Annotated in this window: 20 protein-coding genes; 18 read left to right on the top strand and 2 right to left on the bottom strand. The window is 36.7% G+C overall.

The features are described from left to right. The first annotated feature begins 71 nt into the window (after positions 1 to 71). The 6 genes from LZP85_RS15305 (at position 72) to phoU (ending at position 6,928) form a co-directional block, all read left to right on the top strand. Positions 72 to 2,252: a peptidoglycan D,D-transpeptidase FtsI family protein gene (locus LZP85_RS15305; protein ID WP_119543426.1), complete on the top strand. Its 2,181-nt coding sequence runs from the start codon at positions 72 to 74 to the stop codon at positions 2,250 to 2,252. Between the two features lie 271 nt (positions 2,253 to 2,523). Next, positions 2,524 to 3,474, top strand: coding sequence for a PstS family phosphate ABC transporter substrate-binding protein (locus LZP85_RS15300; RefSeq protein WP_119543427.1), 951 nt, complete (start codon positions 2,524 to 2,526; stop codon positions 3,472 to 3,474). A gap of 71 nt (positions 3,475 to 3,545) precedes the next feature. Beyond that, positions 3,546 to 4,502 carry a phosphate ABC transporter permease subunit PstC gene (pstC, locus tag LZP85_RS15295; RefSeq protein WP_224839993.1) on the top strand — a complete coding sequence of 319 codons (957 nt, stop codon included), beginning with the start codon at positions 3,546 to 3,548 and terminating at the stop codon, positions 4,500 to 4,502. Positions 4,503 to 4,504: 2 nt separating this feature from the next. Beyond that, the gene (pstA, locus tag LZP85_RS15290) at positions 4,505 to 5,380 is read left to right on the top strand and encodes a phosphate ABC transporter permease PstA (protein WP_234561786.1); all 876 of its coding nucleotides are present in this window, start codon (positions 4,505 to 4,507) and stop codon (positions 5,378 to 5,380) included. Positions 5,381 to 5,446: 66 nt separating this feature from the next. Next, positions 5,447 to 6,238 carry a phosphate ABC transporter ATP-binding protein PstB gene (gene pstB / locus LZP85_RS15285; RefSeq protein ID WP_277988256.1) on the top strand — a complete coding sequence of 264 codons (792 nt, stop codon included), beginning with the start codon at positions 5,447 to 5,449 and terminating at the stop codon, positions 6,236 to 6,238. Between the two features lie 30 nt (positions 6,239 to 6,268). Beyond that, on the top strand, positions 6,269 to 6,928 hold the full coding sequence (phoU, locus tag LZP85_RS15280; RefSeq protein ID WP_025911582.1) for a phosphate signaling complex protein PhoU: 660 nt from the start codon (positions 6,269 to 6,271) through the stop codon (positions 6,926 to 6,928). Positions 6,929 to 6,964: 36 nt separating this feature from the next. Here the strand turns inward: phoU and LZP85_RS15275 are convergent, their stop codons facing one another. After that, the gene (locus LZP85_RS15275) at positions 6,965 to 7,393 is read right to left on the bottom strand and encodes an endolytic transglycosylase MltG (protein ID WP_025911580.1); all 429 of its coding nucleotides are present in this window, start codon (positions 7,391 to 7,393) and stop codon (positions 6,965 to 6,967) included. Next, positions 7,386 to 7,691 (bottom strand): hypothetical protein, encoded by a 306-nt coding sequence (locus LZP85_RS15270; protein ID WP_076512131.1) that lies wholly within the window; start codon positions 7,689 to 7,691, stop codon positions 7,386 to 7,388. Before LZP85_RS15270 ends, LZP85_RS15275 begins: the two co-directional genes overlap by 8 nt. Before the next feature lie 128 nt (positions 7,692 to 7,819). Here LZP85_RS15270 and LZP85_RS15265 point away from each other — a divergent pair, with 128 nt between their 5' ends. The 12 genes from LZP85_RS15265 to LZP85_RS15210 all read left to right on the top strand — a co-directional run bounded on the left by LZP85_RS15265 (position 7,820) and on the right by LZP85_RS15210 (position 19,789). Next, positions 7,820 to 8,314, top strand: coding sequence for a DUF4912 domain-containing protein (locus LZP85_RS15265; RefSeq protein ID WP_119543428.1), 495 nt, complete (start codon positions 7,820 to 7,822; stop codon positions 8,312 to 8,314). After that, positions 8,307 to 10,571 carry a glycosyltransferase gene (locus tag LZP85_RS15260; protein WP_119543429.1) on the top strand — a complete coding sequence of 755 codons (2,265 nt, stop codon included), beginning with the start codon at positions 8,307 to 8,309 and terminating at the stop codon, positions 10,569 to 10,571. Before LZP85_RS15265 ends, LZP85_RS15260 begins: the two co-directional genes overlap by 8 nt. Continuing rightward, positions 10,568 to 11,674, top strand: coding sequence for a nucleotidyltransferase family protein (locus LZP85_RS15255; RefSeq protein WP_025911575.1), 1,107 nt, complete (start codon positions 10,568 to 10,570; stop codon positions 11,672 to 11,674). Before LZP85_RS15260 ends, LZP85_RS15255 begins: the two co-directional genes overlap by 4 nt. Before the next feature lie 186 nt (positions 11,675 to 11,860). Further along, entirely contained in the window at positions 11,861 to 12,010 is a 150-nt protein-coding gene (rpmG, locus tag LZP85_RS15250; RefSeq protein ID WP_013059189.1) for a 50S ribosomal protein L33, read from the top strand. Positions 12,011 to 12,070: 60 nt separating this feature from the next. Then, a complete protein-coding gene (locus LZP85_RS15245; protein WP_061785789.1) occupies positions 12,071 to 12,643 on the top strand; it encodes a 5-formyltetrahydrofolate cyclo-ligase in 573 nt (190 codons plus the stop codon). After that, the gene (locus LZP85_RS15240; protein ID WP_224839991.1) at positions 12,630 to 13,433 is read left to right on the top strand and encodes a DUF92 domain-containing protein; all 804 of its coding nucleotides are present in this window, start codon (positions 12,630 to 12,632) and stop codon (positions 13,431 to 13,433) included. The genes LZP85_RS15245 and LZP85_RS15240 overlap by 14 nt, the downstream gene beginning before the upstream one ends. Positions 13,434 to 13,478: 45 nt before the next feature. Further along, positions 13,479 to 13,655, top strand: a complete 177-nt coding sequence (locus LZP85_RS15235; protein WP_167556106.1) for a hypothetical protein — start codon at positions 13,479 to 13,481, stop codon at positions 13,653 to 13,655. Positions 13,656 to 13,784: 129 nt separating this feature from the next. Then, on the top strand, positions 13,785 to 15,305 hold the full coding sequence (locus LZP85_RS15230; protein ID WP_234561784.1) for a rhomboid family protein: 1,521 nt from the start codon (positions 13,785 to 13,787) through the stop codon (positions 15,303 to 15,305). Positions 15,306 to 15,421: 116 nt separating this feature from the next. After that, complete coding sequence (locus LZP85_RS15225) at positions 15,422 to 15,622, top strand: YqgQ family protein (protein WP_094910801.1); 201 nt, start codon at positions 15,422 to 15,424, stop codon at positions 15,620 to 15,622. An 8-nt stretch (positions 15,623 to 15,630) separates the two neighbouring features. After that, positions 15,631 to 16,596 carry an ROK family glucokinase gene (locus LZP85_RS15220; RefSeq protein WP_025911568.1) on the top strand — a complete coding sequence of 322 codons (966 nt, stop codon included), beginning with the start codon at positions 15,631 to 15,633 and terminating at the stop codon, positions 16,594 to 16,596. 290 nt (positions 16,597 to 16,886) lie between these two features. Beyond that, entirely contained in the window at positions 16,887 to 18,791 is a 1,905-nt protein-coding gene (locus LZP85_RS15215; protein ID WP_119543430.1) for an LTA synthase family protein, read from the top strand. A gap of 89 nt (positions 18,792 to 18,880) precedes the next feature. Further along, entirely contained in the window at positions 18,881 to 19,789 is a 909-nt protein-coding gene (locus LZP85_RS15210; RefSeq protein WP_226639226.1) for a M14 family metallopeptidase, read from the top strand. The last annotated feature ends 11 nt before the right edge of the window (positions 19,790 to 19,800 follow it).

Below are 19,800 nucleotides of genomic sequence, written 5' to 3'. Positions count from 1 at the left end.
GTCTATTTATTTGCCAAAATGAAAAAATTATGATGAGATTATATATATGTTGATAAATTGTAGGTGAAGAAATGAAAAAGAAAAATAAACGTAAAAGTCATGTCTCGTTTCGGATGAACATTTTATTTCTAGGCATCTTTGCGCTGTTTTCGGTACTGATATTACGTTTAGGTTTAGTACAAATTGTACATGGGGAAAGTTACCAACGTGAAGTTGAGCGTACCGAGGACGTAACCGTTAATACTCCGGTTCCGCGAGGTAGAATGTACGATCGTTATAATCGTGTGATTGTCGACAATACACCTCTGAATGCGATTACATATACGCGCTTCCAAGGTAACACTGCGGAAGAGCGATTGAAAATCGCTCGACAATTAGCAAAGTTAATTGATGTTCCTTACTCAACGAATGCAATTGATGTACCAGAAAAAACAGTGGATGAAAATGCTGAGGACATTGTAAAAATCACAGAGCGTGATTTAAAAGATTATTGGATTATGCTTAATCCAAAAGAAGCTGAAAAGAAAATCAGTGATAGTGACCGAAGTAAAGTAGAAGCGGGAGAAATGACGGATGAAGAGCTTTATAACCGTCAATTAAGCCGCATTACAAAGCGAGATTTACAAACATTAGCTGATGACTTAGAAGTTTTGGCAATTAAAAGACAAATGGAAGCGGGTTATGCCCAAACTCCTCAAATTATTAAGAAAAACGTAACGCCGGCTGAATTTGCTATTGTTAGTGAAAATTTATCGCAGCTTCCAGGTGTTGATACAACCACTTACTGGGAACGCTATTACCCACAAGGCGGTACGCTTCGTACACTTTTAGGGAATGTATCATCAGCCAATGAAGGTCTTCCAAGAGATAAAGTGGACTACTATCTGTCCAGAGGATACAGTCGTAATGATCAAGTCGGTACGAGCTATCTTGAAAAAGAATACGAATCACAGCTTAAAGGTCAAAAAGAGCAGGTTCAATATATAACGGATCGAAGCGGAAATCTTATCGATACCTTACAATTAACTGAAGGGCAGCGCGGAAGTGATTTAGTATTAACTATTGATATGGAGCTTCAACAAGCAGTAGAAGAAGCTATTACAAAACAATTAATTGAGAAGAAACAAATGTCTGGTACAAGATTTTTAGACCGAGCGTTTGTTGTCATGATGGATCCGAATACGGGTGAAATCCTAACAATGGCAGGTAAGAGATATACAACGGATTCCAAAACAGGTGCTGCTAAAATTGAAGATTTTGCATTAGGGAATTTATCAACTTCATACACGATGGGCTCTGTAGTAAAAGGGGCTACTGTATTAGCAGGGTTAGATTCTGGTGCAATTACAACTAATACAATCTTTGTCGACGAGCCAATTAAGTTTGCGGGAACGAAAGAAAAGAAATCCTTTAAAAATATGGGACCAATCAATTACTCTACAGCACTAAAACAATCGTCAAACGTATTTATGTTTAAAACGGTTATGGCGATGGCTGATGTGCAGTATCGATATAATGGTTCGTTACCAATTAAAGCAAATACGTTTGCGCAGCTTCGCTCGTACTACAGTCAATTTGGTCTTGGCGTGTCTACTGGTATTGAGCTTGATAATGAAGCGACGGGCTTCCAAGGTGGAAGCAGCATCCCGGGTACAGCTCTTGACTTAGCTATTGGTCAATATGATACGTATACGCCTCTTCAAGTTGTTCAATACGCATCAACAATTGCAAACGGTGGCTATCGTATTAAGCCTCAGATTGTAAAAGAAATTCGGAAACCAACAATTAAAGAAGAAGAAATTGGTGGTGTTGAATACTCGTTCGAAACGCAAGTATTAAACCGAATTACTATGAAGCAGGAATATATTGAAGCTGTACAAAGTGGACTTAAGAGGGTAACTCAAGAGCAAGGTGGAAGTGGATATGCAGCATTTGCAAGCGCTCCTTATAATCCAGCTGGAAAATCTGGTACGGCGCAGGCTTATGAGAAAAACCCGAATGGCGGGGATCCAATTGCAATTAATAATTCTACATTTATCGCTTATGCTCCGGCAGATAACCCAGAAGTAGCAATGGCAGTTGTTGTTCCTTCAGCATTCACACCAAGTAGCCCGAATAATATTACAAAAGAACTTGCTCGTGAATCAATGGATTTATACTTTGATTTAAAGCAAAAGGGTGAAAAAGAAGTAGATGAGCAAGAACAACAGCAACAAGTAATTGATGCAGAAGCTACAAATGCAGAAGAATAGAAAAGAAAAAAGGCGCTGAAATCTCAGCGCCTTTTTTTGTATGCTCTTTTTTCTTAAGGGAATAATATTTCTAAATATAAGTAGTAAGGACAAGTTAAATAGTAGAATAAAATCCAAAAATAAGAAAAAAGACTGTTGTTTTTCCATTGGTTTAAGTAAAAAGACCTTGATTTACAAAAGCTTTACATTTGCTTAAAACGGAATTAATAGTTGGGCTTTAATGTATAGCTTGTAGGACAAAACAACGAAATGTCGTAGGAGGAATTTGAGAATGAAAAGCTTTAAATTTCTAGCAATGTCAGCAGTAATCGGATCATCAGTTGTGCTAGCAGCATGTGGCGGCGGTCAAGGAAGTGACGCTGGTGGCTCAGGTGAACAATTAAAAGGAAATGTGGCAATTGACGGTTCATCTACTGTGTATCCAATTATGGAGGCAGTTGGCGAAGAATATATGGCAACTCAACCTGGAGTTCAAGTATCCGTTGGTTTGTCTGGAACGGGCGGTGGATTTGAAAAATTCACAAAAGGTGAAACGGATTTAAGTAACGCATCTCGTCCAATTAAAGATGAAGAAAAGAAAGCAGCTGAAGAAGGTGGCGTAGACGTTCAAGAGTTTGAACTAGCTTACGACGGACTATCAGTTGTTATCAATAAAGAAAATGATTGGGTTGATCATTTAACAGTTGAAGAACTAGAAAAAATGTGGGTTAACGATGGAAAAGCAAAAAAATGGTCTGATATTCGTGAAGGCTGGCCAGATGAAGAAATTAAATTCTATTCTCCAGGACATGACTCTGGGACATTTGATTACTTTGATGAAGTAATTTTAGATGGAAAAGAAATTACAGAGTCTGCAACATTATCAGAGGATGATAACGTGTTGGTAAACGGTGTAACGGGTGATAAAAACGCAATTGGTTACTTCGGTTACGCGTATTACTCTGAAAACAAAGATAAGTTAAAAGTTGTACCAATTGATGGTGGAAACGGTCCAGTGGAACCAACAAAAGAGACGGTTATGAGCGGTGAATACGCACCATTATCTCGTCCGCTATTTACTTATGCAAGTGTTGGAGCACTAAAAGATAAAGAGCAAGTATATGACTATGTTAAATTTACGCTTGAAAATGCAGGAGAGCTTGCTGAAGAAGTAGGTTATGTGAGCTTAAAAGATGAAGAATATGACGAGCAGTTAAAAACGCTTGAAGGTTTAAAGAAATAGACAAATGAAGATGAGGAGCAGAGCAACGCTTGCTTCTCATCTTTCCATGCGATGGAAGGGAGTTTACTACATTGGCTTTAGCGAATAATGGCAACACTAAGAAGGGTTCCGTTCGAGAATTAATAAAGCAAAATAAATCAAAAAAAGGCGCATCAATGATTATAGAGAAAGTGATGCCAATTTTGCTTTTCTGTACGGCTGCTGTATCCGCATTAACAACCGTGGGGATTTTGTTCACATTAATTTTTGAAACAATTATGTTCTTTGAAAGAGTATCTTTTGTTGAGTTTATTACGGGTCAAAAATGGCTTCCGTTTATTGAGAAAGCAGGTAACTTTGGAGTTTTACCACTTGTTACGGGAACGCTATTGATTACTGTAATTGCAATGGTCGTTGCTATTCCAGTTGGATTAGCAGCAGCAATTTTTTTGAGTGAGTACGCGTCGGATCGAACAAGACGTATTATTAAACCGATTTTAGAAGTATTAGCAGGTATCCCAACAATTGTATATGGATTCTTTGCTTTAACATTTGTTACACCGCTTTTAAAAGATGTTATTCCAGATTTAGGGTTATTTAATGCTTTAAGTCCAGGTATTGTAGTTGGTGTCATGATTATTCCTATGATTGCTTCTCTATCAGAAGATGCAATGAGTTCTGTACCTCAATCAATGAGAGAAGGAGCTTTAGCTTTAGGAGCAACACGTTTAGAGGTGGCATTAAAAGTGGTGTTACCAGCAGCTCTGTCAGGAATTATCGCATCGTTTGTACTCGGTATTTCGCGTGCAATTGGTGAAACGATGATTGTTACAGTAGCTGGTGGAGCTACGCCGACAATGGCACTAGACGTAACGGGTTCAATTCAAACGATGACTGCGTATATCGTTCAGGTTGCAACGGGAGATGCAGGGTATGGAACGACTGTTTATTACAGTATCTATGCTGTGGGAATGACGTTATTCGTCTTTACACTCATTATGAACCTACTAGCTCAGTTTATTACAAAGCGCTTTAGGGAGGAGTACTAATTATGTACGTGGATCGCGAGCAAGTACAACAACGTATGCATGGGCGGTTATTAAAAAATAGTATTTTAAGGTTCATTTTTTTCTGTGCAACGATTTTTGGATTAGCAGTTCTGGGTATGCTTTTATATCGGGTATTGACTCAAGGATTAGGCTGGCTTGATGCAGGTTTTTTACAAAACTTTGCATCGAGAAGACCAGAAGATGCTGGAATTAAAGCGGCACTAGTTGGCTCCTTATGGCTGATGGCTGTCATTGCACCAGTAGCATTGATTTTAGGAGTAGGAACAGCGCTTTATTTGGAAGAGTACGCAAAGAAAAATAAATTTAATGATTTCATTAAATTAAACATTTCTAACTTAGCAGGTGTACCTTCAATTGTGTTTGGATTATTGGGATTAACCATTTTTGTTCGTGAGTTATCGTTAGGAAGAAGTATTTTAGCAGCTGGATTAACAATGAGTTTGTTAATCTTACCGGTTATTGTAGTAGCGGCACAGGAAGCCATTAGGTCAGTGCCAACTCATTTACGTGAAGCTTCGTTTGGAATGGGAGCAACTAAGTGGCAAACGATTTACCGTGTGGTACTGCCGGCAGCAATCCCTGGTATTTTAACAGGAAGCATTTTAGCTTTATCAAGAGCGGTAGGGGAAACAGCACCGCTTGTAGTAGTTGGCTTGCCTACATTCATTGCCTTCTTGCCAGCTGGTGTATTAGATACCGCAACGGCTTTACCGATGCAAATTTATAACTGGACGAGTCGACCGCAAGCAGACTTCCAAAGCGTAGCAGCAGCAGGAATTATCGTGTTATTAGTGTTCTTAATTGTAATGAACTCCATTGCTGTATTTATTCGTAACAAATTTCAAAAGCGTTATTAAGCTTAATTGAATGATGATAGTAGGATGAAGGAGGAGCTTTCCATGACAATCACAATCGATCAAAAAATGACAGAGGAAAATATAAATCCCATTAACAAATCAAAAGAAATTGTTTATAAAACAAAAGGTTTAAACTTATGGTACGGAGAAAATCAAGCGTTAAAAAACATTGATTTAGATATTCATGAAAATGAAGTAACAGCCATTATTGGTCCATCAGGATGCGGGAAATCTACGTATATTAAAACGTTAAATCGAATGGTTGAAATGAGTCCAATTGTAAAAACGTCTGGTGAAATTGAATATCGTGGACAAAATATCTTTAATAAGTCATATCGAGTAGAAGAGCTTCGTACACAAGTAGGAATGGTTTTTCAAAAGCCAAACCCATTCCCAAAATCAATTTATGATAATATAGCTTATGGACCACGTATTCACGGCATTCGCAATAAAAAAATTTTAGATGAAATTGTGGAAAAAAGCCTACGCGGTGCGGCAATTTGGGACGAAGTAAAGGACCGCTTAAATCAAAATGCTTATGGGTTATCAGGTGGTCAACAGCAGCGTTTATGCATTGCTAGATGTTTGGCAATTGAACCAGACGTAATCTTAATGGATGAACCAACGTCTGCTCTTGATCCAATCTCAACGTTAAAAGTGGAAGAGCTTGTTCAAGAACTGAAGAAGGAATTCAGTATCATTATCGTAACGCATAATATGCAGCAGGCTGCACGTATTTCAGATAAAACAGCATTTTTCTTAAATGGAGAAGTTGTTGAGTTTGCAGAGACTGATCGAATTTTCTCAAACCCATCTGATAGACGAACAGAAGACTATATTACAGGACGTTTTGGTTAATAGTTGATCAATTAAGAGGAGATGGACTACATGGTTGTACGTGAAAAGTTTCATGCTGATTTAAAAATTTTACGTGAAAAGCTTTTAGAGATTGGTCGGTTAACAGAAGAGGCGTTAGCAAAAGCTATTGAAGCTTTACAAACGCAAAATGTCGATTTAGCGCTAGAGATTATTGATGGTGACACGGAAATTGATCAACTTGAAGAAGAGATTAATGACTTAGCTATTCTATTGCTTGCAAAACAGCAGCCAGTTGCCACTGATTTAAGAAGAGTTATTGTAGCTATTAAGATTGCTTCTGACGTTGAGCGTATGGCAGACTTTGCAGTGAACATCGCTAAATCAGCAATTCGAATTGGAAAAGAAGACTTAATTAAGCCGCTAGAGCATGTGAAAAAGATGCATGCTATTTCAATTGAAATGCTTAGCTTGTCATTAAAGGCATATCATGAAGAGGACCTAACCCTTGCTAAAAAAGTTGCTGAAATGGATGATGAAGTAGATGAGCTTTACGGAATTACCATTAAAGAGCTGCTTAACCTTGCGAAAGAAAAGCAAGAAGCTATGAATCAAATTACGCAGCTGTTATTTATTGCTCGTTACTTGGAAAGAATGGCAGATCATACAACAAACGTAGCAGAAAGCGTATTTTACTTAGTAAAAGGAAAACGCTATGACTTAAATGAATAACAAAATAAGAAGCGCTCAGCTAATGCTGGGCGCTTCTTATTTTGTTAAAGTGTTAACAATTTGCTCTAAACTCATATTCGATGTAAGCGTATAGGTACCAACTTGGAATTTTGTGCTCGCATTTTTTTGAGCAACGAGATTCTCAAATTCATCTGTCGAATCAATAATATGATTGTTTACTAATGTATGTGCAATATCTAAACTAGACATTCCTGCTTTTATAGAGATTGATACTTCACTTGTTTTAGATTTAGTCTCTTGCTTCTCAAAAGCAGGTTTTAATGAATCTTCGTATTCTTTCTTTTTAATTAATACATACTGGTGGTCCTCTGCATAAGCATGTAGATCAGCATCGCTAATTTTCAAAGAAGTAGCGTTTTTCTCTTGAATAACATAAACGACAGCTAAAATTGAAGTGGCTGTTAATATCCCAATAGCAAATCCTCGTATCGTTAAACTATTCATGGCGATTTACTCCTTGTACGCTAAGCAGTCGTTTTACGTCTTCTTTATGAAGATGCTGCTGGTTTGGAGGTAGAGCATTAGCATGGGCCGAATGAGTTGCTGTATCAGGATCTTCGTCAGATAATAAGGCTTCTTCTAACAAATCTAAGCGCTTAGTGGTTTGATATTGATCTTGTAGAACAGTCAATGAAAGGTGCTCTAGCTGTTTTTCTACGGACTGTATTTTTGTTTCCTTTAAAAAAGAAAATAAAAGTAAAAATAGGGAAAGTGCAATTAGGGTAATAAAAGCATATAACATGTGGTTCACCTCTTACAAAAGATAAAATCAATCTATGATACCATAAATCGACAAATTGTGTTTATTGTTACAGTTTTTTCTTAGTGGTAATATGACAATAAGTATATCTTAAGTAAAGTGGTGAGGCTTTGAAGACAAAAGTAAATGAATTGGATGTATGCGTTGTAAATCGAGTAAACGCTTCAGCTTTGTATGTACATTGGTCTTTTTCTGACACTATTCAGGAAATGGTGGAAAAGATGTATCAAAAGAAATGGAATGATTTGTCATTTGCTCTGTGTATTTATGATGTAACCGGTCTTAGCGTCACATTTGATGGGCATCAATCAAAGCGTCATACGCTTTTAGAGGTGTGCAGCAATCAGACAGAGGCATTCTTAAAAGATATGGATACGAACTGTACATATGTTGTAGATGTAGGCGTATACGAACACCATTTCTTTGCACTGATACGTTCAAGTAGAGTTCAGCTGGGAACAAGTATAGAACCTAAGCAATTGGATCAAACGAAGTGGTCCTGGAGTGAAAATGCACCGCAAACGGATTATGTTCATGATGACTGCTTTAGCACGTATTCTTATTATACAAATGAGTGGGACAAGGTGAATCAAAGTGATGAATGACTTTAATTGCCTAATAATTAATATGGAAGACCCAGTCTATGACATGGTTCATTGGAGTGAAGCGAATGAAAAAGCATTATTTGAGCATTTAGTTAGAAAGTATCTCCCACTTGTACATTACATTCAAAATAATAGGTTAAAAGGTGCTTCAATTATTCTCTCTTCTTTAATTTTAGGAATTTTGGATCATAATGGCTTTAATCAACGATTTAATCACTTCATACAACGTCAAGGTCAATTTGTTGATACTCTGAAGCAGTGGGATGGAAGATTGCTTGACGCGTTAAAGTATTATCAGGATGAACAAATTATAGAGTGTATAGCAATACCTATAACTACGAGGTGTCCATCCCTATTAAAAACATCTAAAGGATACCATTTACAGATTAGCCTTGCAATTGAGCTATTTAATAAATACCTGGGGCAAAGGCCTAAAGGGTTTTACTTGCCAAATGGAGATTATACGTATGAAATTGATAAGTTATTGAAAGCGCATAACGTTGAATATAGTTGTATTGAGGTACAGCACGACTACGGAGTCAATCTGTATACTTCATCAAGCGGTATATTCCTTCTTAAGCATGACGCGCTATCACCTGTCATTTCAAAAAGTGACACAGGTTTACGAAGTTTAAAGGATGGAAAGCTACTATATCAATGTGTAAAAGATATAAACAATCAACAGAAATTAGTGAAGATTTCACCTAAGCATGAGTCATCTAGATATAATCAACCAATCACAGAGGAAAACAGCTGGTTTTATAAGACGATGCAACAGACAGAAGTAAAGTTAAGCAAGGTTAATAATAAACTGCATAAACTTGAGAGGAAAAAAGAATTAGCGCATACATGGATTATCTTGGCGTCTAGCGAGTGGTTAATTCACTCCAAAGATGACTATAACCGGCAGTTAAAATTATTTAACCAGTTATGTCATGTTGAAGAACAAAAAGTAATGAAGAATGAATATTTACAATGGGTTCCCGATGTGGTGAAAGAATGCGGGATTGCTTATAAAGAGAACAAGAAAGATATCTCCTTATATTTACCGGGAAATATGTCGATTTTAATGCTAGCTTGGGAATATCCACCCCTTGTTATCGGAGGGTTAGCTCGACATGTTTTTGATTTATCCAGAGCTTTGGCGAAATCTGGCCACTATGTGGTCGTTATTACCGCATTTGTAGAAGGGCTACCTTTGTATGAATGTATGTATGGTGTTCATGTCTACCGAGTAAAAAGTTTGCAACCTCATCATGCTGACTTTCTTACGTGGGTAAATAGTTTAAACGTAGCGATGGCATTAGAAGGTATTCGTTTAGCAGCAGCTACGCCGTTTCAAGTAATTCATGCTCATGATTGGTTGGTTGGTACAGCAGCACAGGGTATCGCTAGCCATGTGAAAAAACCGCTCATTACAACAATACATGCAACAGAGCATGGACGGAATAATGGCATTCATAATGAAATGCAGCAAAGAATTCACCAGCGTGAAGAAGAGCTTGTTCATGAGTCCACAGCCATTATTGTATGCAGTACCTATATGAAAAAAGAAATAATGGAATTGTTTAATATAGAGCCAGAGCGCATTTCAATTTTTCCAAACGGCATTGATCAGCACATGGTTGCTAGTGTCGTTAATCGTTCAAAAGAAGTAGCGGTCAAAGGAAAGTTTAAGCTGCGAAATGCACCTATCTTCTTTTCAATTGGTCGCATTGTTTATGAAAAAGGCTTTCAGCTTTTAATTCAAGCTGCAGAATACTTTAAACAGGTAGATATTGATATTCAGTTCATTATTGCGGGTAAAGGGCCCCTCTTGCATGAGTTTCAACAACAAATTAAAAATCGAAACCTAGATCAGTATATTAAATTTATTGGCTATATTACGGATGAAGAACGAAATTGCTTGCTACACTTAAGTACCGGAGTAATCTTCCCAAGTCTTTATGAACCATTTGGTATTGTAGCATTAGAAGGAATGGTAGCGAAAAAACCTACAATTGTTTCTGAAACGGGTGGTTTAAAAGATATCGTTAATCATAGGGTAACCGGACTTACGTTCAAACCTGGGGTTGTCGAAGAGTTAATTCATTGCGTTTTCACTGTGATCACAGATTCACAACTGATTCAAGAAATTAGTGAAAAAGGGTATGTTGAGGCAACTACGATGTTTAGTTGGGAACAAATTGCACTGGATACAAGCGCATTGTTTCAAGATCAAATCAAACAGAGTAAAAGGAGGAAGGAAAAGCGTTGAAAGCCATTATACTTGCTGGTGGTAGAGGAACGCGTTTACAGCCGTTAACAAACGACGTTCCAAAACCGATGCTTCCACTCTATGAATATCCTGTTATCGAATATATAGTTGAACTCTTAAAAAAGTATGGAATTAATGAAATTGGCATTACGCTACAGTATCTACCCGAACAGATTATGAATTACTTTGGAGATGGAAAGAAGTGGGGCGTCTCAATTACTTATTTTATTGAAGAGATGCCTCTTGGAACAGCGGGGGGAGTCAAAAAAGCAGATTGGTTTATTGAAGAAGAATGCATCATCATTAGTGGCGATGCTGTAACGGATTTAAATCTAGCTAACGTCATTGCGTTTCATCGTCAACATCAAAGTGAAATGACAATTGTGACGAAGCTTGTGCCAGATGTTACACATTACGGACTCGTATCTGCGAATGACAAAAATGAGGTCACGCGTTTTATTGAAAAGCCAAAGCAATACGAAGCAACTGGAAACTTAATTAATACTGGTATTTATGTAATTCATAAATCAATTTTAAACAGTATTAGCCGTGAAGGAGCAGTTGACTTTAGCTTTGATGTTATTCCCGCACTGTTAAAGAATAATCGTAAAGTCTATCATTATACAACCGCAAACTATTGGATTGATATCGGGCAGCTTCATCATTATAGGCAGGCACATTATGATTTATATGAAAAGTTGTTTGGTTCTAATAGTTTGAACCATATTTCAGACACTGCTGTTATTGCAGAGGATGTGAAGGTCATTCCTCCTGTTTATATTGGAGAAGAGGTACAAATCAGATCAGGATGTACAATTGGTCCGTGGGCTGTTATCGGGAAAAACAGTCACATTAATAGTAACGCAACAATTCGAAAAAGTGTTTTGATGAATGATGTTATTGTAAAAAAGAACTGCTTTTTATATGATGTTGCGTTGGAACACGGGATGATTCTTGAAAGAGAAAGTGTTCTTTTAAACGATAAAGCCGAAAGCGGAGCCGTCGCGCGTGTGTTTGATGTGAAGACTAAGCCTCTTTTTAGTATCGCAAAGTTTATGAATCAATTTTCACTTAGAGTGCAAAAACAAAAGAAAGAATTTTAGAAAAATAATCTTTATAAGGAATTTATTAGTTGAAAAATACTCACTTTACCTTGTATTAGAGATGAAAAGAAATAATATAATCAAAAATTAACTGTGTTAGTTAGAAAAACAGACTGGCATTCCGAAGTAAAAAATGATATTATAGTAAAGTCTGATTTATGTTTATAATGTTTGGAGGGAAAATAGATGCGCGTAAACGTTACATTAGCTTGTACTGAAACTGGTGATCGTAACTACATCACAACTAAAAATAAGCGTAACAACCCAGATCGTCTTGAGTTGAAAAAATATAGCCCAAGACTTAAAAAAGTAACACTTCACCGTGAAACTAAGTAAGCAGTAGGAGAATATTCCTGCTGTTTTTTTTATATAAATATCAGTGTGAGGAGTGGAAAGATGAATAAAGCGGACATGCGACGTAAAATGAAGCAGACGTTATTGAGCTTATCGACAGCAGGTACATACAATGCAAAATCCATGTTGATTACAAAGCGGCTCTTAGATACTACCTGGTGGAAAGATGCTGATGTAATTGCAATAACGATTTCTAGAGGACAAGAAGTAGATACAAAACGACTAATTGAAACAGCTTGGTCTCAAGGAAAAACTATCGCTGTTCCAAAGTGCATTTCCGAGCAAAATGAAATGATTTTTCGGAAAATTACATCTTTCTCTCAGCTAGAAGTTGTATATTTTAATTTGCAGGAACCAATTGAATTACAAACAGAGCTTATTAAAAAGAGTGAAATTGATCTCATTCTTGTACCAGGTGTCGTATTTAGTTCAAATGGTTATCGAATTGGATATGGAGGAGGCTATTATGATCGCTTTCTCGTCGATTATGAACAAATGAAGGTAAGCTTGGCTTTTCATGAACAAATCGTACAACGTGTACCGGTTGAATCCCATGATATCCCGGTGGACGCTATTATTACAGATGAGGAGATTATACATTGTGCTCATAAATAGTTTTCTTATTTATGTAATCATTTGTTTTGTATCCTTTATAGGATATGTACTTCGTGTTTTGTCAAGGTCAGGTGCCATTATGGCTGCTGCTGTTGGTATTAGCATTTATATTGGTTTTGAATTAAAAGGTCTATTACTGTTAGGGATGTTTTTTGGAACATCTACGTTTTTTAGTCAATATAAAAAAGTCAAAAAGAAACTAGTGGAAGAAAAAGTAGCTAAGCATGATCAGCGTGATCATATACAGGTAGCTGCAAATGGTGGGGTTGCAGCGCTGAGTGCTCTTTTATTCTTTAGCTTTGAATCTCACGTCTTTTTAATGATGTTTGCCGTTAGTTTAGCAGCGGCTAATGCCGATACGTGGGCTTCTGAAATTGGCGTATTAAGTAAAAAAAAACCAGTCTTTATTTTAACCTTTAAACAGGTAGATCCAGGAACGTCAGGAGCCATTTCGATACTTGGAACAGCAGCGAGTATCGGTGGATCTTTGATTATTGCAGCTACTGCTTTCTATGCTTTTCCCGAGTTATCAATTATAGAGTGCTTATTTATTAGTATGTTTGGCTTTTTAGGAAACCTTATTGATACGTTTTTAGGAGCGACAATTCAGCTAAGATACCGCTGTTCGGTCTGTTTTTTGCAAACTGAAAAAGAACAGCACTGTGGGATTCCAACTCTTTATGAAAAGGGATGGAATTACTGCAATAATGACGCTGTTAACTTGTTATCCGTTATGTTTGCTACAATTCTTGGAGGGATTTTTTTTATCTTATGTAAAGCCACGGGATAAAGTAGGTTAAACTGTGCATGCTAAATCGTAAGGAGGTTTAGTGAAATGAAACGTTTTATAGGATGGCTTAGTGTACTTTTAATCGGTTATGTTGTATATCAAATAAGATATCGTTTAGTTAACGTGTTTTTTCGTAATTCGTTTTTACGTAGCTTAGCAGTTCGTTCATTTTTTAATATGCCTTACGTGCGGGAGCGTTTAATGAATCAAGTGTTTCGCTAAATGCAACGCATAATAAAAGCACTTTATAAGTCCACTTATAAAGTGCTTTTATTATGCAGAGAAAAGATTGATTTTTTAAGGGTTTTTTGCGATGGTAATAAAGAGAAAATAATAGGGGGTGCATAATGGATGTCAGCCATGCAAGATTATTATTATTGGTCCTTGGTTCATGCAGTACAACATAATAAAGAATGTTCAATTATACATACGAATCGTGATGGAACAGAAGTGTGGTTTGATTGTAAAGTACACGGTGAAAAAACAACGTTTCGAGTGGCGCGTAAAAGCTTTAGCTGGGAGAACGATCTTCAAAAAGATCAAGTGCTAGCGTTCGAGCGTGCTGAGGGACTACGAAAGCAACGGTTTCAGCGTAGAATAATCTTTCATAATATATACATAATAGATTTTGAACCTTTGCAATACGACGGAAGAGAGCAAAAAGATCTTCAGTTAAAAAAGGTGAAGGTGAAATTAGAAAGGTATGTGGGAGAGCAAGTTTATGAAATAGAGTCGCTATTTTCACATTTAGACTTAGCAGTACCAAATGTTGAAGGGTATTCAGAAGAACAATTTCTTCATCAAGCTCATCAAATACGCTATGAAGTGTTAAGTCAGATGAATACAGAGCGTAAAGAAGAAGAGAGGTTGTTTCAATATGGAAAGCCTGTCTTTACATACATTTTTCTTGTTGCTCAAATTTTAATGTTTCTATTTTTAGAGTGGAAAGGAAGTAGCGAAGATCCGTTAACTCTCATTGAGTATGGTGCAAAGTACAATCCTCTTATTTTAGAGGGAGAGTGGTGGCGTTTCTTTACGCCAATCATTATACATATTGGTGTTTTTCATCTATTAATGAACAGCATAGCTCTTTATTATTTAGGAACGTTAGTAGAAAGAATGTATGGTAGCGCACGCTTTTTGTTCATCTATATAGCAGCAGGCTTTGCAGGCGTTTTAGGAAGCTTTGTATGGACTTCAAACTTATCAGCAGGAGCTTCAGGCGCAATATTTGGCTGCTTTGGTGCGCTACTTTTTTTAGCACGTACAAATCCAAGAGTCTTCTTTCGGACAATTGGTTATAATGTGTTAGCTCTTATCGTCATTAACCTTATCTTTGGTTTAGTAGTACCAGGAATTGATAATGCAGGACATATCGGTGGGCTTGTTGGTGGATTCTTAGCTGCCAGCATTGTTAGTTTGCCGAAAAAACCAAAGTTATACGTACAGATACCAGCATTTGTATCAACCGTATTGCTCGTACTGGGCTTGTTATACTATGGTTTTTCTATTCGAACAACAACAGCAGACGAGCCCTACGCTCTCAGCTTAGCAAGCGAGTATATTAAACAAAAAAAATATGAAGTAGCAATTAAATCGTTAGATAGCTTTGTAGAACGGGATACAAACAATGCATTGATTTACTATTTAAGAGGATATGCTTACACTGAGCTAAAAGAATATGAACGAGCGGAACAAGAGCTAAAAGAATCTGTGAGGTTAGACTCTAACTTTCATGAAGGCTACTACTACTTAGCTCTATTGAATGCAGAGTTAAATCATGTGGATGAAGCGAAGGAAAACGTAGAAAAGGCATTAGAAATAGAACCAGCTAACAAAGAATATCAAGATTTACAACGGAAATTAAATTGATAAAAATAGACAGAGTACTTAAGATTTTCTGCTTTACTATTGTGAGAACGTTTACTAAAATAAACTAGATAGGATTAAATGGTCTCATTATTTTATGACTATATGCAGGTGAAGAGATGAACACGTTATACGATGTGCAACAACTTTTAAAATCGTTTGGAATTATTATATATATTGGTAATCGTCAAGCTGATATAGAGTTAATGGAAACAGAGATACGAGAGCTATATCAATCAAAGTTGATTGAAACACAAGATTATCAAATGGCAATTTTATTACTTAGACAAGAATTACAAAAACAAAAGGAAAAAGGATGAGTAAAAAAATGGATGATAAATGGTTAGTTGGTGTTGACTTAGGCGGTACAACAATTAAAATGGCTTTTGTTAATCAATACGGAGAAGTGATTCATAAATGGGAAATTCCAACGGATATTAGCGAACAGGGGCGAAAAATCCCAACGGATATTGCAAAAGCAATCGACAAAGAAGTCGTGAACTTAGGAGAAAGCAAGTCGAAACTTATGGGGATTGGTATCGGTGCTCCAGGTCCAGTGAATTTTGCAAACGGTTCGATTGAAGTAGCAGTTAACTTAGGGTGGGAAAAATTCCCTATTAAAGATATTCTAGAAGTGGAAACTTCTTTGCCTGTAGTAGTGGACAATGATGCAAACATTGCGGCAATTGGTGAAATGTGGAAAGGCGCAGGAGACGGAGCGAAAGATTTACTATGCGTAACGCTTGGAACAGGTGTAGGAGGAGGGGTTATTGCAAACGGTGAAATCGTTCAAGGAGTAAACGGTGCGGCTGGTGAAATTGGACATATTACATCGGTGCCTGAGGGTGGAGCGCCATGTAACTGTGGGAAAACAGGCTGTTTAGAAACAATTGCTTCTGCAACAGGTGTTGTTCGATTAGCGATGGAAGCAGTGGTGAATACGGATAAGTCAAGCACCCTTCGTACACTTCTAGATGAGCATGATCAAATTACTGCTAAAGACGTTTTTGATGCTGCCCGTGCAAACGATGAATTAGCTGGAGAAGTGGTTGACAAAGTGGCGTTTCATTTAGGACTAGCACTTGCAAATTCGGCTAACGCATTGAACCCCGAGAAAATTGTCCTTGGAGGCGGTGTATCACGTGCAGGAGATGTGTTGCTCGATCCAGTGAAGTCTTACTTTAAAAAGTTTGCGTTCCCAAGAGTAGCTGAAGGAGCAGAGTTAGCAATTGCTACACTTGGTAATGATGCAGGAATTATTGGTGGGGCATGGTTAGTTAAAACATATGTATAAATAGGCGTAAACTAAAAAAAGAGAATGGTAGACGGTTCTACCACTCTCTTTTTTTATGTAAAATAAAAGAAGGATTATCTTATCTCTTTGGTAAATTATCTTAATTATGTTTTTTGAAACTTTTTAGAAGAAAAAACGTAGAAAAAGAGAAGTATCTAATCTGATTATAACATTTCAATTATAAAGGTAATATGTTATAAATTATTTGCTTTTTTGTAAAAAAAACATTAAGATTAGGGTCGTTATATGACATTTACGGTGTCTGAAAACAGTGGATAAGGAGGTCCTTGATGAAAGACAAAATTTCATTGTCAAAGTTGTCGTTTATTCTTACTGCTGTCGTTTTGCTTTGGATAAAAACATATATTGTTTATAAAACACAGTTTGATATTACAATTGAGAATTCGACACAAGAGTTTCTATTGTTTATAAACCCACTGAGCTTTTTATTGCTTATTCTAGGGGCAGGTTTATTCTTTAAAACACGTAAAGGAGCTAAGGCTTACGTTTTAACTACTAGTTTCATAGTTTCCTTTATTTTATTTGCAAACGTAATGTTCTATCGTTTCTTTAATGATTTCTTAACGTTACCCGTTCTTTTTCAAACAAGTAACATGGGAGACTTAGGAAATAGTGCGTTTGAGTTGTTTAAATTGACGGATGTTTTAATGTTCGTAGACGTAATTTTCCTAGCAGTCCTTGCTTCTTTATTTAAAGCAAACAATAAAGTAGACGAGCCGACTACTCGTAAAACAAGGTTTGCTTTTTATATTGCAGTGGTGGCCGTATTTATTTCAAACTTGGCTTTAGCTGAAACAGAACGTCCAGAACTATTAACTCGTGCATTTGATCGTGAAATGCTGGTGAAAAATATCGGTACGTACAACTATCATATTTACGATATTGTACTGCAGTCAAAGACAAAAGCCCAACGAGCATTTGCTGATAGTAGCGAATTTGTTGAAACAGAAAATTATTTAAAAGCAAATCAAAAAGAGCCAAACCCTGATATGTTTGGAAAAGCAAAAGGGAAAAACGTAATTGTTGTTTCACTAGAGTCTACTCAAAGTTTTGTTGTAAATAATACGATAAACGGTGAAGAAGTTACGCCGTTTTTGAATGACTTTATTGAAGAGAGCTATTACTTTGATAATTTCTATCACCAAACAGGACAAGGAAAGACTGCTGATAGTGAGTTCTTATTAGACAATTCACTGTACCCACTAGGGCGTGGATCGGTATTCTTTACGCATGGAACTAATGAATTTAATGCAACGCCTGAAATATTAAAAGAAGAAGGTTACTACTCTGCTGTTTTCCACGCAAATAACAGTAGCTTCTGGAACCGAGATATTGTATACCCTAACTTTGGTTACGATCGATTCTTTAATATTAATGATTACAACGTAACAGATGAAAATTCTGTAGGATGGGGCTTAAAGGATAAAGAATTCTTTGAACAATCTGTGGAACACATGAAAACATTACCACAGCCTTTTTATTCAAAATTCATTACGTTAACAAACCACTTCCCATTTGAGCTAGATGAAGAAGATCGAATGGTTGATGAGTATGATTCAAACAGTCGCACGTTAAATCGCTACTTCCCAACATTACGTTATCAAGATGAAGCGTTTAAACAATTTATTCAAAAGTTAAAAGACGAAGGATTGTATGAGGATTCAATTATCGTTGTATATGGTGACCACTATGGTATTTCACAAAACCATAACGCAGCAATGGAAAAATATCTAGGAAAAGAAGTAACGCCTTATGTATGGACACAGCTACAGCGAGTGCCTATGGCGATTCATATTCCTGGAGAAACTGATAATAAAACAATCTCAAAAGTTTCAGGCCAAGTTGATTTAAAACCAACTATTTTACACTTATTAGGTATAACTACGGATAATCACGTTCAATTTGGAACAGATATGTTTTCCGAGGATAAGTTAGACTTTACTGTCCTTCGTGACGGAAGTTTTATTACAGATAAGTACGTGTATGCTAGTGATAAATGTTACGATAAGTCTACTGAGCAGGAAACAGATAGAAGTAACTGTGAACCTTATATGGAAAAAGCAAAGCAAGAGTTAGATTACTCCGACCAGATTGTATATGGAGATCTTCTACGTTTCTATGATGGAACAAATTATCGTCCAGATAAAAAGCAAGAAGAAACTGATAAGAAATAAGAAAAAAGACTTTAACATTCGTGTTAAAGTCTTTTTTTGTTCATTCTCCATCATAGTTTTAACATATAGATAATAAAGAGGAGCGTGATATGATGACCATTGTGAATGAATGTATTCCTTATAACTATGAGCGAACGATAACTGACCTCTATCGATTAATTTCTAAGTACCCTTATGGAAGGATTGAAAGTATTGGAAGAAGCGTACTTGGAAAACAGATTCCACATCTACTCATTGGTCATGGAAGCCATGTTGTACATATAAATGCTTCATTTCATGCGAACGAGTGGATTACAACAAACGCACTAATGAAATTTCTAGAAACGTATTTACGAGCCATTTATCGAGGAGAACGCGTTGCTGGAATTGATGCTCAGCTTTTATATGAAAATATTACTTTGTCTATTGTACCAATTGTAAATCCAGACGGTGTTAACTTAGTTATAGATGGAATTAATGTACATGAGGCGTACTCAGCGTTTATTCCTTATATAGGAAGGGAGGTTAATGATTTTCAGGGGTGGAAAGCAAACATTAGAGGGGTGGATTTAAATAATCAATTCCCTGCATATTGGGAGATTGAAAGAGAACGTAAAATTCCAAAGTCACCACACTTTCGAGATTTCCCTGGCTATGCTCCTTTATCTGAACCTGAGGCTAAAGCGATGGTTCAGGTTGCAAAACGATATCAATTTGACTGTGTAATTGCGCTGCATACCCAAGGTGAAGAGTTTTACTGGGGATATATGAACAAAGAGCCAATGGAAGCGAAAGAGATGGCGGAGTATTTTGAGAAAGTGAGCGGATACCGAGCAGTGAGAACAATTGATAGTCACGCGGGGTATAAGGATTGGTTCATTCTTGAAACTGGAAAGTTAGGCTTCACGCTTGAACTTGGTAAAGGAATTAACCCAATTCCTTTATCGCAGTTTCACATTTTATATCCAAAAACAGAATCAATTCTTGCTAATGCAATGAATATGCTTGCATGTAAATAAAATATAATCGT

Origin of the sequence: Priestia flexa (genome assembly GCF_021441905.1) — a bacterium.
Classification (GTDB): Bacteria; Bacillota; Bacilli; order Bacillales; family Bacillaceae_H; genus Priestia; species Priestia flexa.
The sequence above is the reverse complement of the archived record's forward strand: the minus strand, read 5'-3'. Positions and strand labels throughout refer to the sequence as shown.

Coding starts and splice junctions, on each gene's coding strand:
- LZP85_RS15305 (WP_119543426.1), top strand. CDS start 72: ATGAAAAAGAAAAATAAACGTAAAAGTCATGTCTCGTTTCGGATGAAC.
- LZP85_RS15300 (WP_119543427.1), top strand. CDS start 2,524: ATGAAAAGCTTTAAATTTCTAGCAATGTCAGCAGTAATCGGATCATCA.
- pstA (WP_234561786.1), top strand. CDS start 4,505: ATGTACGTGGATCGCGAGCAAGTACAACAACGTATGCATGGGCGGTTA.
- pstB (WP_277988256.1), top strand. CDS start 5,447: ATGACAGAGGAAAATATAAATCCCATTAACAAATCAAAAGAAATTGTT.
- phoU (WP_025911582.1), top strand. CDS start 6,269: ATGGTTGTACGTGAAAAGTTTCATGCTGATTTAAAAATTTTACGTGAA.
- LZP85_RS15275 (WP_025911580.1), bottom strand. CDS start 7,393: ATGAATAGTTTAACGATACGAGGATTTGCTATTGGGATATTAACAGCC.
- LZP85_RS15270 (WP_076512131.1), bottom strand. CDS start 7,691: ATGTTATATGCTTTTATTACCCTAATTGCACTTTCCCTATTTTTACTT.
- LZP85_RS15260 (WP_119543429.1), top strand. CDS start 8,307: ATGAATGACTTTAATTGCCTAATAATTAATATGGAAGACCCAGTCTAT.
- rpmG (WP_013059189.1), top strand. CDS start 11,861: ATGCGCGTAAACGTTACATTAGCTTGTACTGAAACTGGTGATCGTAAC.
- LZP85_RS15245 (WP_061785789.1), top strand. CDS start 12,071: ATGAATAAAGCGGACATGCGACGTAAAATGAAGCAGACGTTATTGAGC.
- LZP85_RS15235 (WP_167556106.1), top strand. CDS start 13,479: ATGAAACGTTTTATAGGATGGCTTAGTGTACTTTTAATCGGTTATGTT.
- LZP85_RS15230 (WP_234561784.1), top strand. CDS start 13,785: ATGTCAGCCATGCAAGATTATTATTATTGGTCCTTGGTTCATGCAGTA.
- LZP85_RS15225 (WP_094910801.1), top strand. CDS start 15,422: ATGAACACGTTATACGATGTGCAACAACTTTTAAAATCGTTTGGAATT.
- LZP85_RS15220 (WP_025911568.1), top strand. CDS start 15,631: ATGGATGATAAATGGTTAGTTGGTGTTGACTTAGGCGGTACAACAATT.
- LZP85_RS15215 (WP_119543430.1), top strand. CDS start 16,887: ATGAAAGACAAAATTTCATTGTCAAAGTTGTCGTTTATTCTTACTGCT.
- LZP85_RS15210 (WP_226639226.1), top strand. CDS start 18,881: ATGATGACCATTGTGAATGAATGTATTCCTTATAACTATGAGCGAACG.